The 16156-nt window shown below is 45.1% G+C and carries 12 protein-coding genes; all 12 read left to right on the top strand.

Translation table 11 applies throughout. The features are described from left to right. Positions 1–127: 127 nt before the first annotated feature. On the top strand, positions 128–1939 hold the full coding sequence (gene lepA / locus G632_RS0107955) for a translation elongation factor 4 (protein WP_026512468.1): 1812 nt from the start codon (positions 128–130) through the stop codon (positions 1937–1939). Further along, on the top strand, positions 1939–3114 hold the full coding sequence (hemW, locus tag G632_RS0107950; protein WP_022768490.1) for a radical SAM family heme chaperone HemW: 1176 nt from the start codon (positions 1939–1941) through the stop codon (positions 3112–3114). The genes lepA and hemW overlap by 1 nt, the downstream gene beginning before the upstream one ends. Before the next feature lie 44 nt (positions 3115–3158). Then, on the top strand, positions 3159–3752 hold the full coding sequence (gene yfbR / locus G632_RS0107945) for a 5'-deoxynucleotidase (RefSeq protein ID WP_022768489.1): 594 nt from the start codon (positions 3159–3161) through the stop codon (positions 3750–3752). 118 nt (positions 3753–3870) lie between these two features. Beyond that, positions 3871–4992 carry an HD-GYP domain-containing protein gene (locus G632_RS0107940; RefSeq protein WP_022768488.1) on the top strand — a complete coding sequence of 374 codons (1122 nt, stop codon included), beginning with the start codon at positions 3871–3873 and terminating at the stop codon, positions 4990–4992. A 10-nt stretch (positions 4993–5002) separates the two neighbouring features. After that, entirely contained in the window at positions 5003–6064 is a 1062-nt protein-coding gene (locus G632_RS0107935) for a type IV pilus twitching motility protein PilT (protein ID WP_022768487.1), read from the top strand. A 158-nt stretch (positions 6065–6222) separates the two neighbouring features. Next, positions 6223–7791 (top strand): YifB family Mg chelatase-like AAA ATPase, encoded by a 1569-nt coding sequence (locus G632_RS0107930; RefSeq protein ID WP_022768486.1) that lies wholly within the window; start codon positions 6223–6225, stop codon positions 7789–7791. 2 nt (positions 7792–7793) lie between these two features. Continuing rightward, positions 7794–8939, top strand: a complete 1146-nt coding sequence (gene dprA / locus G632_RS19300; RefSeq protein WP_022768485.1) for a DNA-processing protein DprA — start codon at positions 7794–7796, stop codon at positions 8937–8939. Between the two features lie 206 nt (positions 8940–9145). Continuing rightward, positions 9146–10480 (top strand): extracellular solute-binding protein, encoded by a 1335-nt coding sequence (locus G632_RS0107920; RefSeq protein WP_022768484.1) that lies wholly within the window; start codon positions 9146–9148, stop codon positions 10478–10480. A gap of 112 nt (positions 10481–10592) precedes the next feature. Next, positions 10593–11990: a carbohydrate ABC transporter permease gene (locus G632_RS0107915; protein ID WP_022768483.1), complete on the top strand. Its 1398-nt coding sequence runs from the start codon at positions 10593–10595 to the stop codon at positions 11988–11990. Next, a complete protein-coding gene (locus G632_RS0107910) occupies positions 11990–12853 on the top strand; it encodes a sugar ABC transporter permease (protein WP_022768482.1) in 864 nt (287 codons plus the stop codon). The genes G632_RS0107915 and G632_RS0107910 overlap by 1 nt, the downstream gene beginning before the upstream one ends. Before the next feature lie 13 nt (positions 12854–12866). Further along, the gene (locus tag G632_RS0107905; protein ID WP_022768481.1) at positions 12867–13865 is read left to right on the top strand and encodes a LacI family DNA-binding transcriptional regulator; all 999 of its coding nucleotides are present in this window, start codon (positions 12867–12869) and stop codon (positions 13863–13865) included. A gap of 11 nt (positions 13866–13876) precedes the next feature. Next, positions 13877–16084, top strand: a complete 2208-nt coding sequence (locus G632_RS0107900; RefSeq protein WP_022768480.1) for a beta-galactosidase — start codon at positions 13877–13879, stop codon at positions 16082–16084. Positions 16085–16156: the final 72 nt, after the last annotated feature.

Genomic DNA, 16156 nt, shown 5'->3' with positions numbered 1-16156 from the left:
TAAGCCGGACACGGACAGTTAATGCCACATACGTAGAAATATTTTAGATGAAAATGATGGCGATGTCAATAGAATTAATGTTATAATTCAGCGTACAACATTTATAAAAGAACATACAGAGGAATTAATTGTGGATCAGAGTAAGATAAGAAATTTTTGTATAGTTGCCCATATTGACCATGGTAAGTCTACACTTGCTGACCGTATGATCGAGAAGACAGGTGTCCTTACACTTAGAGAGATGCAGGCACAGGTTCTGGACAATATGGATATAGAGAGGGAGAGAGGTATAACCATCAAGTCCCAGGCTGTAAGAATGATCTATAAGGCGAAGGACGGACAAGAGTATACCTTTAACATGATCGATACTCCCGGACATGTAGACTTTGGATATGAGGTTTCAAGGTCTCTTGCAGCATGTGACGGAGCTATCCTTGTAGTTGATGCAACTCAGGGTGTTGAGGCTCAGACCCTTGCCAACGTATATATGGCACTGGATCATGACCTGGATGTATTTCCTGTTATCAACAAGATCGATCTTCCCAGCGCAATGCCTCAGGAAGCCAAGGATGAGATTGAGGACGTCATCGGAATTGAGGCCCAGGATGCACCACTTATTTCTGCCAAAAACGGCATAGGAATTGAGGAGGTATTAGAGGCTGTTGTTCACAAGATCCCTGCACCACAGGGCGATGCATCTGCTCCTCTTAAGGCTCTTATCTTTGATAGTATCTATGACTCCTACAGAGGAGTTATCGTATTTGTAAGAATTAAGGACGGCGTTGTCAGAAAGGGAATGAAGGTCCGCTTTATGGCAACAGGAGCAGAGGCAGAGGTTGTTGAGGTCGGATATTTTGCGCCCGGAAGCTTTGTTCCAAGTGATGAGCTGACAGCCGGAGAGGTTGGATACTTCACTGCATCCATCAAGAATATTCAGGATACCCGTGTGGGTGATACAGTTACAGATTCTGCTAATCCGTGCGCAGAGGCACTTCCCGGATACAAGAAGGTTATGCCGATGGTTTACTGCGGTCTTTACCCTGCAGACTCCGCTCACTATTCAGATCTTCGTGATGCACTTGAGAAACTGCAGCTTAACGATGCCTCTCTTTTCTATGAACCTGAGACATCACAGGCTCTCGGATTCGGATTCAGAGCAGGTTTCCTTGGACTTCTTCACCTTGAAGTTGTTCAGGAGAGACTTGAGAGGGAGTATGACCTCAATCTGGTAACAACAGCTCCTTCCGTTGTTTACAAGGTTCACAAGACAGACGGAGAGGTGTTTGACCTGACTAACCCCACTAACCTTCCTGATCCATCAGAGATCGATTACATGGAAGAACCTATCGTTAACGGCGAGATCATGGTAACAACAGATTATGTCGGTGCCATCATGCAGCTTTGCCAGGAGAGAAGAGGCAAGTACCTGAGCACCGATTACATAGAGCAGACAAGAGCGATCCTTAAGTATGAGCTTCCTCTTAACGAGATCATCTACGATTTCTTCGATGCTCTTAAGTCAAGGTCCAGAGGCTATGCGTCATTTGACTATGAGCTCAAGGGCTATGAGAAGTCAGACCTTGTTAAGCTTGATATCCTCATCAACAGAGAAGAGGTAGATGCACTGTCCTTTATCGTTCACAAGGATGGAGCGTATGAGCGTGGTCGTAAGATGTGCGAGAAGTTAAAAGAGGAGATCCCAAGGCACCTGTTTGAGATTCCTATCCAGGCTTCAGTCGGTGGCAAGGTCATTGCCCGTGAGACAGTAAAGGCCTATCGTAAGGACGTTCTTGCCAAGTGCTACGGCGGTGATATAACCCGTAAGAAGAAACTTCTTGAGAAGCAGAAGGAAGGTAAGAAAAAGATGCGTCAGATCGGTAACGTAGAAGTTCCGCAGTCCGCATTCCTTAGCGTCCTTAAGCTGGATAATGTGGACTGATGAATAGTATGCTGCAAAAGACTTTGTCTTTATATGTACACATACCGTTTTGTGCGAGGAAGTGCAATTATTGCGACTTCCTCTCTTTTAATGCAGAAAAAGAGCTGATGGATGAATACTTTGATGCTCTGGAAAAAGAGATATCGAAATCAGGTAGGGACTGCAAGGACAGAACGGTTGCCACGATATTCTTCGGAGGCGGAACACCTTCTTTTGCTGATGAGAAAAGAGTATGCGGATTACTGAGAAAAATCAGAGATGAGTTTAACGTTAGCGATGATGCTGAGATCAGCATTGAGGTCAATCCTGCATCTGCCATGAGGGACAAGCTCTTTTCCTATCGTGAAGCAGGTTTTAACAGACTCAGTATCGGCTGTCAGTCACTAAATGATGATGAGCTTAAAGTTCTGGGCAGACTTCATAATGGCAGGCTGTTTGTTGAGACCTATAATAATGCCAGGGCAGCAGGTTTTAACAATATCAACGTGGATGTTATGAGTGCATTACCCGGTCAGAGTCTTGATTCTTATGTGAACACGCTGAACAGAGTGCTGGAACTTAAACCTGAGCACATTTCAGCCTACAGTCTTATCATCGAGGAAGGTACACCTTTTTATGACATGGATCTGGATATTCCCGATGAGGACACCGACAGAGCAATGTACCACGAGACCAAGAGAATATTGAAAGAACACGGCTTTCACAGATACGAGATTTCCAATTATGCCCTTGGTGCTGAGGATGATGATACCTTCGAGTGCCATCATAACAAGGTTTACTGGCAGCGGGGCAATTACCTTGGCCTTGGCCTTGGAGCTGCTTCAATGGTGGACAATGTCAGATGGAGCAATACCCGGGATATTGGCACTTATGTAAAAGAACTTGCGGATGCCGAAAGCTCTTTTGCCAAAATAAGAGAGAACGTTGAGGAGCTAAGTTGCGCGGCTCAGATGGAAGAGTTTATGTTCCTGGGACTTCGACTTGTGAAGGGCGTAAGCGTAGAGAGCTTTAAGGAAAGCTTTGGAAAAGACATCGCAGAAGTTTACGGAGAAGTTATTGATAAGTACCAAAAGATGGGACTTCTGGAGTATGCAGGAGATGGCGAAAAATACCTTTGTTTAACAGATAAAGGACTTGATGTCAGCAATACTGTCATGGCGGAATTTTTGCTATAATGGAAACTAGCATTTGATTATAAATGGGGTTAAGGGGGATTACAATGAACTACAACTTTTTTGCACTTATATCAAGAATGAAATACATCGAGCGCTGGGCTCTTATGCGCAATACCAGGCAGGAGAATCTGTGCGAGCATTCCATGGAGGTTGCCATGATCGCGCACGCTCTGTGCACTATCGGAAATGTCAGATACGGCAAGAATCTGGATGCTAACAAGGCTGCTCTTATCGGGCTTTATCATGATGCATCCGAGATCATAACCGGCGATATGCCAACTCCTGTCAAGTACTTCAACGCTGATCTCAAGCATGCTTACAAAGAGGTTGAGGCTATTGCTGATGAGAAGCTCCTTGAGAAGCTCCCTGATGATCTTCGCCCTTCCTTTGAGGAAATCTTCAGGCCTGCTGATACAGACGAAGAGCGCTATATGAGAAAACTTGTCAAAGCAGCTGACAAGCTCTCTGCACTTATTAAGTGTATCGGCGAGACCAATGCCGGTAACTCTGAGTTCAGGACTGCCAAGGAAAGCACCGGAAAGGCCATTAGAAGCCTCTATCAGGAGCTTCCGGAGGTCCTTGATTTTGTAAACGAATTTCTTGCTTCCTACGGCAGTACTCTGGACGAGCTTACCTGACTTTATATTTTTTCTGTTTAATCGTAATATGATTGATTTTTTGCCGATTTAGCATGATAATTAATATGAACTAGTTTATGCGGCTAGAAATCCTACTTCAATAATCGGAGCAAACAGGATGAAATTCATAAAGTGTGACGAGCTTAAGCCGGGTATGCGCCTTGCGAAACCCATATACAGTAAGAAGGGGGTTCTTTTGTATGATCGTGCTTCTGTCCTTAGGGACATGCAGAGCATTGAGAATATTAAGAGCTTCGGACTTATTGGTCTTTTTATCTTAGAGCCTGCAGAGCCGGTTCCGCCAATGACTCAGGAGGATCTGGAGTTTGAACGATTCCAGACTGTCATGTACAACGAGATCATGGAGGAACTAGAGCGTATCATCAAAAAGCACAAGCAGGAAAAGTTCCCAAATATTGTTGCACAGATAATTAAAAACTATGGAAATCTCCGAAAGAAGATTTCCTTCCAGCAGTCCCTTAGAAGTGCGGATGACTATATTTATAAGCACTCTCTTAATGTGGCTATACTGTCAGCGATGATAACCCACAGCATGAATGTCCCGCTTTCGGAACAGAATGAGGCAGTCATGGCTTCGGTAATACATGACATCGGAAAGCTCACGCTTCCGGTGGAGCTTCAGTCCAAACAGCAGACCACGGAAGATGAGAGAAATATCATCGACGGACATGAGATTCAGGGGTATCCGATAATCGATGAGGCTTTCTCTTCCCAGCCCAATATAAAGAGAACATGTAATCAGGCAAGAAAGATACTCTTTGATTACTGGAATGGAAATCCGATCCAGAATCAGAAGACGCTAATGGCGGCAAAAGTACTGGTAGTTGCCGGAATCTTTGACAAAGAAACCGCTGTGCGAATTGATGATTCACCGGTTTCAGAGGTCAACGTCATCAGAAAGATGATGAGCAGACCTGATGTCTTTGATCCGAGGGTTGTTAAGGGTCTTACCGATTCCCTCAACATCCTGGTACCCGGCGTAAGTGTTGAGCTTAATACCGGAGAAAAGGCGCTGGTCATCAGAACTAACGATGACGATTTCCTGAGGCCGACAATACTCAGCTTTAGGGATAATTCCATAATCGATCTGTCAAACAGAGGAGCCTACGGCAATCTTGAGATCGTGGATATCATGAAGACTCTTGATAACAGATGTGTAATGGATACATCCAAGATGAAGGCTCTTGGCATCAGTGTAGAAGAACCTGAGTACGTTTAAGGAGAGGGTTATGTCACAGATTACTGAAATACTTGAGAAAGCAAAACAGGAGGGAGCATCTGATTTACATATCACCGTTGGTATTCCCCCAAAAATGAGAGTAAACGGAAAGCTTATTACCCTTGATGAGTATGGTAAGATGCTTCCTAAGGATACATCAGCGATAGCAGAAGAGATCATGTCAGAGAAGCAGCTTGCGGCTCTTGAAGATAAGGGCCAGCTTGATATGTCTTTTTCCATACCTCATGTCGGCAGATACAGGCTTAATGTGTTCAAACAGAGAGGTTCAACCGCCATGGCCTTCAGAGTTGTGGCGACTCAGATACCTTCTGCCGAGAGCCTTGGAATCCCTGATTCCGTAATAGATCTTTATCAGAAAAAGAGAGGACTGGTCCTTGTTACGGGACCGACCGGAAGCGGAAAGTCTACAACTCTTGCGTCAATCATTGATACCATAAATACCAACAGGGAAGCCCATGTTATCACGCTTGAAGATCCTATTGAGTTTACCTATCAGCACAATAAGTCCATTGTTAACCAGCGTGAGATCGGCACCGACTCCAACAATTATGCCAGTGCCTTAAGAGCAGCTCTTCGTGAGGACCCTGACGTTATCCTCGTTGGTGAGATGCGAGACCTTGAGACCATCAGTACAGCAATAACTGCAGCTGAGACAGGACACCTGGTACTCTCCACTGTTCATACCATCGGAGCTTCCAATACCGTAGACAGACTTATCGACGTATTCCCGTCGCATCAGCAGCAACAGGTAAGAATACAGCTGGCGGGTGTACTTGAAGCCATTGTTTCTCAGCAGCTTCTTCCTATGACTGACGGCGTTTCAAGAATTGCGGCATTTGAGGTTCTTCACATCAACTCAGCTGTAAGAAACCTTATTCGTGAGGGAAAGAGTCATCAGCTCATCACCTACATGCAGACCTACAGAAAACAGGGCATGATCACCATGGATGATGCGATCCTTGAACTCTACAGAGCTCAGAAGATCGGAAGAGAAGCAGCTCTTACCTTCGCTCAGGATCCTGAGACCATGCAGAATAAGATGCTCAGATAATTAAAAAATTTTTCAATCTTAAGAAAATCTTAAAGATTTTTAATATCGACCTGTTGTATAATCAGCAGGTCGATTTTGTTTTGTCTAAGAAAATTCTTGTAATTTCTATTGTTTGTCTACAAGGGAATCCCATCATTTTGTAGAAAAGAGGAAATTATATGTTTAGTTCGGTTACTTCGGGAGCCGTGGGAGGCATTGCTTCTTACCTGATGCAGGTGGAAGTTGATGTTTCTGACGGACTGCCCAGTTTTAACATGGTTGGATTTATGAGCGGAGAAGTAAGGGAAGCGGGAGAGCGCGTAAAAGTGGCACTTAAGAACGCCGGGACCAAGATTCCGCCCTCAAAGATAACCATCAATCTTTCGCCGGCAGATATAAGAAAGAGCGGCGTTGTAGTTGATCTTCCCATCGCTGTTGGCATCATGGCTGCCATGGGTGAGATAGACATGGAGTCATTGGAAGATACTGTTGTGCTCGGTGAGCTGGGGCTTGACGGAGAGGTCAAAGCTGTCAAAGGCATACTGCCCATTGTCACCAGGGCAAAAGAAATGGGATATAAACTGGTTATCCTTCCTGAGGAAAACGCCAGAGAAGGTGCTGTTGTAGATGGCATAAAGATAATAGGTGTGAGCTCCCTTCAGGAGGTGGTGCAGTATCTGAATGCTCCGGGAGAGGAGAGAGATCACCTGATTCCGCCCACACATGTGGATGTAAAAAAGCTTTTCGAGGATGCTGAGTATCTGGATGAAACCCTGGATTTTGCAGATATAAACGGTCAGGCAGCAGTTAAAAGAGCTACTGAAATAGCTGCGGCGGGATTCCATCATATCATGCTCATTGGTCCTCCCGGTGCAGGAAAGAGCATGGTGGCAAAGAGGATTCCGACGATACTTCCGCCTCTGTCTCTGGAGGAGAGCCTTGAGGTTTCAACCATTTATTCCGTTGCCGGAATGCTGTCCGACAAAGAGGCTCTCATAACAAGAAGACCTTTTATGAGCACTCACCATCTGGTTACGGAGACTGCCCTTGTGGGAGGCGGAACAACGCCCCGCCCCGGCATAATATCCCTGGCTCACAGAGGAGTTCTTTTCCTGGATGAAATGCCTGAGTTTCCCAGAGCCAAGCTTGATCTTCTGCGCCAGCCCCTTGAGGACAGAAAGATCCACATTGTAAGAAACAGAGGAACCTATACCTATCCTGCGGATTTTCAGCTGGTGGGAGCGCTAAATCCCTGTCCATGCGGATATTATCCCGACAGAAACAAGTGCAAGTGCACACCTGCAGATATCAAGAGGTACCTCGGACACATATCGGGGCCTATCCTTGACAGGGTAGACATTTGCGTAGAAGCACCGAGGGTAGATATAGCAGATCTTGCAGTCAAGAATAAGAATGCCAACGAGAGCAGCAGGGCTATAAGACAAAGAGTGCTTGAGGCAAGGAAGATCCAGGAAAAGAGATTTGAAGGTGCCGGAATACAGTTTAATTCAGAGATGACACCCGGTGACATCGAAAAGTACTGCAGGCTTGGAGCAAAGGAACAGGCTTATCTGGAAAACGCCTTTTGTACCATGGAACTCAGTGCCAGGGCATATCACAAGATACTGCGCGTTGCGAGGACCATTGCTGACATTGACGGATCTGAGGAGATCAGACAGATCCACCTTATGGAGGCGGTCGGCTACAGAATTACAGACGGAAAATATTGGCATCAGATGGAGGAATGAGAATGGAATTAAGTGAAAAAGACTATGCCTACTGGCTTTTTAACGTAGAAGGTGTTGGAAATGCCAGTGCAGATAAGCTTCTTTGCAGCGGCCTTAGCTGCAGGGATGTCTATCGGATGAACTCAAAGGAACTAACAAAGCTCCTTTCAAGAAAGAAGGCGGAGAACATTGAAAAATCAAGATACAGCTGGGACTTTGAGGCTGAGAAGAAAAAGCTTGAAGCAAAAGGAGTTCGCTTTGTATCAAGAATAGATCCGGAGTTTCCGGAGAAACTAAAGAATATCCCGGGAGCACCCTTTGCAATATACGTAAAGGGCGCACTTCCCGACCCGGCAATCCCTTCCGTATCAATTGTCGGGGCAAGGATGTGCTCTGAGTACGGCAGGTATATGGCAAGGCAGTTTGGAAGAGGACTTGCACTGGCGGGAGTACAGGTGATAAGCGGAATGGCCAGAGGCATCGACGGAATAGCTCAGGGAGCTGCCATTGAAGCCGGAGGAAAGTCCTTTGGCATCATGGGATGCGGCGTTGATATCTGTTATCCGCCGGAAAACAAGGTGATTTATGATGCACTTCTTAAAACAGGAGGCGCAATCTCTGAATATCCGCCGGGAATGGAGCCACAGGCAAGGTTCTTTCCCATGAGAAACAGGATCATCAGCGCTCTTTCCGACGTGCTTCTTGTGGTGGAGGCAAGGCAGAAATCCGGGACCTCCATCACCGTGGATACTGCCCTGGAACAGGGGAGAGAAGTCCTTGCTGTTCCGGGAAGAGTTACTGATAGACTAAGTGATGGCTGCAACTATCTCATAAGCCAGGGAGCAGGAGTGGCCATCAGCGTGGAAGATGTGCTGGACCGTCTTTGGAGCATAAAGGGGGAAACTAAGCCTTCCCTGCAGACTGCTTCTGTTTTGGAAAATCCGGAAAAAGACACTGATGATGAGATGGAAGTTAATAAAGAGTTAACGCTGGAAGAGAAAATTTTGGAAATTGTTGACATCATTCCGGTATCGACTTCTTACATTGCAGAAGAGCTCTTTAAAAAGGGCGAAAACCTGTCTATGCCTGCGCTAATGACCACTTTGATGGACATGACATGTTGCGGAAAAATTGCGCAAAATGGTGCATATTATCGCAAAATTGCGTAGCGTAACCGAGTGCGCAAAACGTTACCGACAACGTTTCCGGAAACGTTCCCACTAAAATAGTCAATGTGCAATTTGTATAATTTTTTGGCAAAAATATGTGACATAATTCTTAATTGACAAAATATTGCACAAAGCATAGACTCATTAATAGAGCAACCGATTGCGCAAAGTTGCGCAGTCATTTTTAAACAAACGGAGGGATTAAAATGAAAAAGAAATTGGTATCTGTTTTAATGACAGCTGCTATGGGTGCAACACTCCTTGCTGGATGTGGAAGCGCACAGGAAGCAGCACAGACAGCTCAGGACACAGCAGAGACTGTTGCAGAGACTGCTACAGAGGCAGCTGAGGTTGTTGAAGAGGCAGCTGAGGCAGCTGAGGAGATCACAGATTACGGCACAGGTGACATCAAGATCTGGGTTGCTGATAACGTAGTTGATTTCACAAACGAGCAGATCAAGGCATTCCAGGATGCACACCCTGAGTTCTCAGGATACACATTCACAGTTGAGGCTGTTGGTGAAGGTGATGCAGCCGGCAACATGATCACAGACGTTGAGGCTGGTGCAGACATCTATGCATTCGCTCAGGACCAGATCGCAAGACTTGTTACAGCAGGTGCTCTTGAGGTCGTTGAGGATTCAAACGCTGAGGCAGTTAAGGCAGAGAACGATGCCGGTGCAGTTGGCGCAGCTACAGTTGGTGGCACACTTTACGCTTATCCTATTACATCAGATAACGGATATTTCCTTTACTACGATAAGAGCGTAGTAACAGATCCTTCAACTCTTGAAGGCATCATCGCTGATTGCGAAGCAGCAGGCAAGAACTTCTACTTCGAGATCAACTCAGGTTGGTATCAGACAGCATTCTTCTTCGGAGCAGGTGCTGAGCTTACATACGATACAGACGATTCAGGTAACTTTACAAAGTGCAATTCTACATACGCATCTGATGCAGGTGTAGTTGCTCTTAAGAAGATCGCAGAAGTTGCTTCTTCAAAGGCTTTCCAGAACGGTTCAGCTATTTCTAACGCAACAAACGTTGGTGCTATCGTTGATGGTACATGGGATGCACAGGCAGCTAAGGACCTCTTCGGTGACAACTACGCATGTGCTAAGCTTCCTACATTCGAAGGCGCTGATGGCAAGACATACCAGATGAGCGGCTTTGGTGGATTCAAGCTCCTTGGTGTTAAGCCTCAGGAAGATGATCTTAAGCTTGCAGTATGTGATGCTCTTGCAGCATTCCTTTCAAGCGAAGAAGTTCAGCTTGCAAGATACAACGCAGTAGGTTGGGGCCCTTCAAACCTCAATGCTCAGAAGTCAGACGCAGTTCAGGCTGACGAGGCTCTTTCAGCTCTTGCAGATCAGCTTCAGTACACAATCCCTCAGGGACAGTATCCTGGAGACTACTGGTCACTTGCAACATCACTTGGTGATTCAATCATCTCAGGCGAGATCAAGGCTGATGCATCAGATGATGACTTCATGAAGGCTCTTACAGACTTCCAGACAACTTGCGAAAGCTACGCTAAATAATTTCGGTAGCTAAATTAAAATAACGCATTAAATATCAGGCCCGGATTCAGTAGGTTTCCGGGCCTGTATTAAACTAAAAACCTATGCGCATTGTTAAAAGGAGGCTTGTGGTATGGCGAAGGGCGCGAACAATAAGAAAAAGAATGCTGCGTCTTTGTTCTTTGAGGCTATAGGAAACGGCTTTAAGGAAATAGGGGTGACATTTGCAGAGGGTGATATTAAGACAAAGCTCTCATTTTTGATCTTCGGACTTGGTCCGATACTTAGAGGACAGATACTCATAGGAGTAGCACTGCTTCTTTGCGAAGTGCTGTTCTTCTATTTTATGGCCGGCTTTGGATGGCAGTATTTATCCAAGTTTTCAACACTAGGAACTGTAGCTACCAAGAAAGTCGGACGTAAGACTGTTTACGGTGATAACAGCTTTTTGATTCTGCTCTTTGGTGTTTTATGCATCTTTGCCATTATTGCATTTATTGCGATCTGGTACATCAATGTGAAAGAGAATCGCAAAGAAGAGCTTCTTTTAAAAGCAGGTAAAAAGCTTCCTTCCAACAAAGATGTTTTCATGTCTCTCTTTGACAAGAACTTCCATAAGACACTTTTAGCACTTCCCGTAACCGGTATTTTCGTGTTCACGGTTCTGCCGATTGTGTTCATGATCTTGGTGGCCTTCACCAACTATGACAAGAACCATCAGTCCCCATCCAACCTCTTTACCTGGGTAGGACTTGATAACTTTAAAAATCTTGTTTCTTTCTCGGGAGCAGGCATTGGACCAACCTTTTTACAGGTCCTTCTCTGGACTTTGGTCTGGGCTTTGTTTGCTACATTTACTAACTATTTCCTTGGTCTTGCTGTTGCTATGCTGATCAACAAAAAGGGAATAAAGTTCAAAAAACTCTGGAGAACAATCCTGGTTCTTACCATCGCTGTTCCTCAGTTCGTTTCACTTCTTTATGTTATGAAAATGTTCGCCAATGACGGACTTATCAACGGATACCTGATCAAGTGGGGAATAATCAAGTCATACATTCCTTTCTGGACAGATCCGATGCTGGCAAGGATCACCATTATCGTTGTCAATATCTGGATCGGTATTCCGTACATGATGCTGATTGCAACGGGACTTCTCATGAACATCCCCGAGGATCTTTACGAGAGCGCAAGGATCGACGGTGCAAACCCCTGGCAGATGTTCAGAAGCATTACCCTTCCATATATGCTGTTTGTAACAGGACCTTTCCTGCTCACACAGTTTACAGGAAACCTCAACAACTTTAACGTTATTTACCTTCTTACACAGGGTAAGCCACAGTCTGTAAATCTTGCAGAAAAAGCCGGCAATACAGACCTTCTTATCACCTGGCTCTACAAGATGACTGTAAATGACACCAACTACAGGATGGCAGCAGTAATAGGAATCATGGTATTCGTGGTTACAGCGGTTATTTCACTGGTTGTTTACAACATGCTTCCGTCAGTAAAAGATGAGGAGGGCTTCCAATAATGAAATCTTACAAGACGAAAAGAGCCATTGGAAACATCATTGGCTATATCATATTGATACTTATCAGCATTATCTGGCTGTTCCCTTTTGTGGGACTTGTACTTCAGAGCTTTAGATCATACGCCACAGAGTATGGCGGAATGGTTGACTATCTTGTGCCCAAGCAGTTTTCATTGGACAATTACAAGTTCCTGTTTGATACAAGCCAGAACAACTACCTGTTATGGTACAAGAACACTATTGTTATTGCTGTATTTGTCTCAATTTTCCAGACTATCATACAGCTCTGTGTCAGCTATGCTCTTTCGAGAATGAGATTTGCAGGAAGAACCTTCCTTATGAGATTCTGGCTGATCCTTGGAATGTTCCCGGGATTCCTTACAATGATCTGTCTGTACTTCCTTTTGAAGCAGTTTGGACTTACTCAGGCAGGTGCTATCCCTGGTCTTATCCTTGTGACCGTTGCCAGCTGCGGAATGGGATACTACGTATGTAAGGGCTACTTTGATACCATTCCTAAGGCTCTTGATGAAGCTGCCATGATCGATGGTGCAACAAGGGCAAGGATATTCTTTACAATGATTATTCCTATGTCTAAGCCTATCATTATCTACACAGCGCTGGTTGCTTTCATGGCACCATGGTGTGATTACGTATTTGCTTCATATGTAGCTTTCGGACATGATACCAGCTACAACGTGGCAGTAGGTATGACAAGATGGGTATGGACCAATGACTATCAGGGATACTTCACCAGATTCTGTGCAGGTGGTGTGCTTGTAGCAATCCCTGTAACACTTCTGTTCATGTTCCTTCAGAAATACTATGTTGAAGGTGTAACGGGCGGTGCAGTAAAAGGTTAAGAAGGTTATCAATATGGCGGATGGCAAAATTACTATCGATGACGTCGCTAGGGCCCTGGGCATCTCCAAGACCACTGTTTCCCGTGCTATTTCGGGAAAGGGAAGGGTTGGAGATGACACCAGACTAAAGGTCCTTGAGTACATCGAAGAACATAATTACAGACCCAATCTTATGGCCAGAGCACTGGCACAGCAAAAGACCTATAACATCGGCGTAATATGGCCGGATGATTATAACGCTGTGGACCTGCCCTTTTTCCAGCGCTGCATGATCGGAATGAGCGAGGTTACATCGGGATATGGGTACGACATCATGGTGTCGCTGGTTAGCGGCGATGATTTTACGGGGCTCAGAAGAATAATAGACAACCACAAGGTTGATGGTATCATCCTCACAAGAACTCTTGTGCATGACAGGCCGGCAAGGTTTCTTAAGGAGAGCGGAATTCCTTTTGTTGCTGTAGGAAGCACAGATGACAAGGACATAATTTATGTTGACAATGACAATTATTCCGCCTGCAAGGAGCTTACTTCAATCCTCATTGCCAAGGGGCTTAAGAGACTTGCGCTTATCGGAGGTTCAACCGAGCATATCATAACAAGTACCAGATACAAGGGCTTTGCTGATGCCTTTGAGGAGGCAAGAGTAAACATCGACAGCGGACTCATATATCTTGACGTTGAGTCTATGTCCAAGATAGGCAATATCCTTAAGGACCTTCGCAAGAAGAACATAGACGGTGTGGTCTGCATGGATGACAATATCGCCGGCGAAGTTATTTCAAGATGCAGGGATGATCATGTTAAGATCCCTGATGATTTAAGAGTTGCTTCTTTCTACAACAGCTCAATACTTGAGAGTGCAATACCATCAGTGACATCACTTAATTTTAACGACAGAAATCTTGGAGCTGTGGCTGCCAAGACACTTTTGGATATTATCGACAATGTACCTGTTACCAGTAAAATGCTGAGAGGATATGAGGTAATACTGAAAGAGAGTACGAAATAAGAGGAGTTTTTATGAAAATTACATCTAAATCGAATATTACCTTCGATCCAATCAGTCTGATCGTCGATGGTAAGCGCGTTTTCCCCATGATGGGAGAGATGCATTTTTCCAGATACCCCCGTAAATACTGGGAGGAAGAGCTGCTCAAGATGAAGGCGGGAGGAATCGATATCGTATCCCTCTATGTCATTTGGATCCATCACGAGGAGATTTGTGGAGAGTACGATTTTACCGGAGACAGAGATCTTAGAGCTTTCCTTGAAACAGTGAAAAAATGCGGACTATACAGCATCTTGAGGATTGGTCCCTGGGCTCACGGAGAGGCGAGAAACGGAGGTTTCCCTGACTGGCTCTTAAAGGATGCTAAGGACAAAGGATATGAGACAAGAACCGATGCTCCTTTGTATCTTGAGCACGTAAGACGATTTTATGAAAAGACCTATGAACAGTCCAAAGGTTTCATGCTTAAGGACGGCGGACCTGTAATAGGCATTCAGATTGAGAATGAATACGGCCACTGCGGTGGAAAGACCGGAGAAGAAGGCGAGCAGCACATGAGAACCCTTCTTGCCATGGCAAAAGAGATCGGGTTTGAAGCTCCTATTTATACCGCAACAGGCTGGGGCGGTGCTGTCACAGGTGGAATGATCCCTGTAATGGGCGGATACTGCGAGGCTCCGTGGGATCAGAGAACCACAGAGATTGAGCCCAGTGGAAACTATGTATTTACAAGAGAGAGGAACGATCACAATATAGGCTCAGACCACGGTCTTGGCGTAGGAATCACCTTTGATATGGATAAGTTCCCGTATCTTACAGCTGAGCTTGGTGGAGGACTTCAGGTTACAAAGCACAGAAGACCTATCGCCACAGGCACCGATACTGCAGCCATGACCATGGTTAAGCTTGGAAGCGGAGCTAACCTTCTTGGCTACTATATGTATCACGGTGGAACCAATCCTAAGGGTAAGCTCACGACTCTTCAGGAAACCAGAGAGACAGGCTATCCCAACGATCTTCCTGAGTGTTCTTATGATTTTAACGCACCGCTTCGTGAGTACGGACAGATGGAGGATACCTACCGATATGTAAGACTTCTTTCAACCTTCATCCACGATTTCGGCGATGAGCTTGCTGATATGACCTACACGGAGCAGCCGGGAAATCCCGACAAGCCGGACGATTTTACCTCCTTAAGGAGTGCTGTCAGATTTAAAAGAGCTATAGCAGCGGATGGCAATTCTTATCCAAGCGGATATTTCTTTGTAAATAACTATCAGCGAAGATATGAGATGGCACTTCACAAAGATGCTTCTCTTAAAGCTTACGCTGAGGATGGAAAAGAAGTTCTTGCCACATTCCCAAACAGAGATGTTGCGGACGGTGACTATTTCTTTTATCCTTTCGGAATGCCTGTTGGAGAGAAAGCTCTTTTAACCATTGATGCAACACCTGTATGCATCCTGAAAGGCGCAGGTGAGGGAGGAAAAGATGCCTACGTATTCTATACGGACGCTGACAGACAGGCAGCTGCCGATATCAAGGGAGAGCTTGACGGAAACAGCATAATCGTCCTTACGGCAAACGAAGCTCTGCATTCATCTAAGGTATCTATTGATGGAAGAGAGCACCTTATAATCTCAGAGGGTGAAGCAGTAACTGATGCAGAAGGACATGTTCAGCTCTATTATGAAGTGTCCGGCAAGGAAAAGTACAAGACTCCTGAGTTCAGGATCTATCCCGACATCGAAAATGTGCCTCTCGGATTTGAAAGAGAAAAGAGCGCAGGTGATACAAAGGACTTTGCAAGCGGAGATGCCTTTGCGCTCTACCGCGGCAAAAACAGGATCGAATGCGACCTTACTGCTGAGTTTAAGAAAAAAGATGAGATTACCTACGAGATAAAGCTTCCCGGTAAGCTTGACGGCTTTAATGAGATCTTTGCCTGCCTGGAATATGAGGCAAACACTGCAAGACTCATTAAGGATGGCGAGGTTGTTGATGACAACTTCTATACCGGACAGGACTTTGAAGTAGGTCTTAAGAGGTACTTTGACAGATTCGGAGAAAGTGATGAGCTCACCTTTGATCTTGAACTTGAACCTCTCTATGAGAATGACAGGATATATCTTCAGAACTGGCCAACCATGCGGGATGGCAAGGTTTGTCAATTAGTTAATATACTTTTAATAGTTCAATATTGTATCAAAATATCATAACTTGACGTATAATAGTGTTATCGGGTGCTATGCCCTCCGATAACACTATTTTTATGGGATTAGTAAGGCAAA

Origin of the sequence: Butyrivibrio sp. NC2007 (assembly GCF_000421405.1) — a bacterium.
In the GTDB taxonomy this organism is placed as follows: Bacteria; Bacillota; Clostridia; order Lachnospirales; family Lachnospiraceae; genus Butyrivibrio.
Note: the sequence above shows the minus strand (reverse complement) of the source record. Positions and strands in the feature narration are given on the sequence as shown.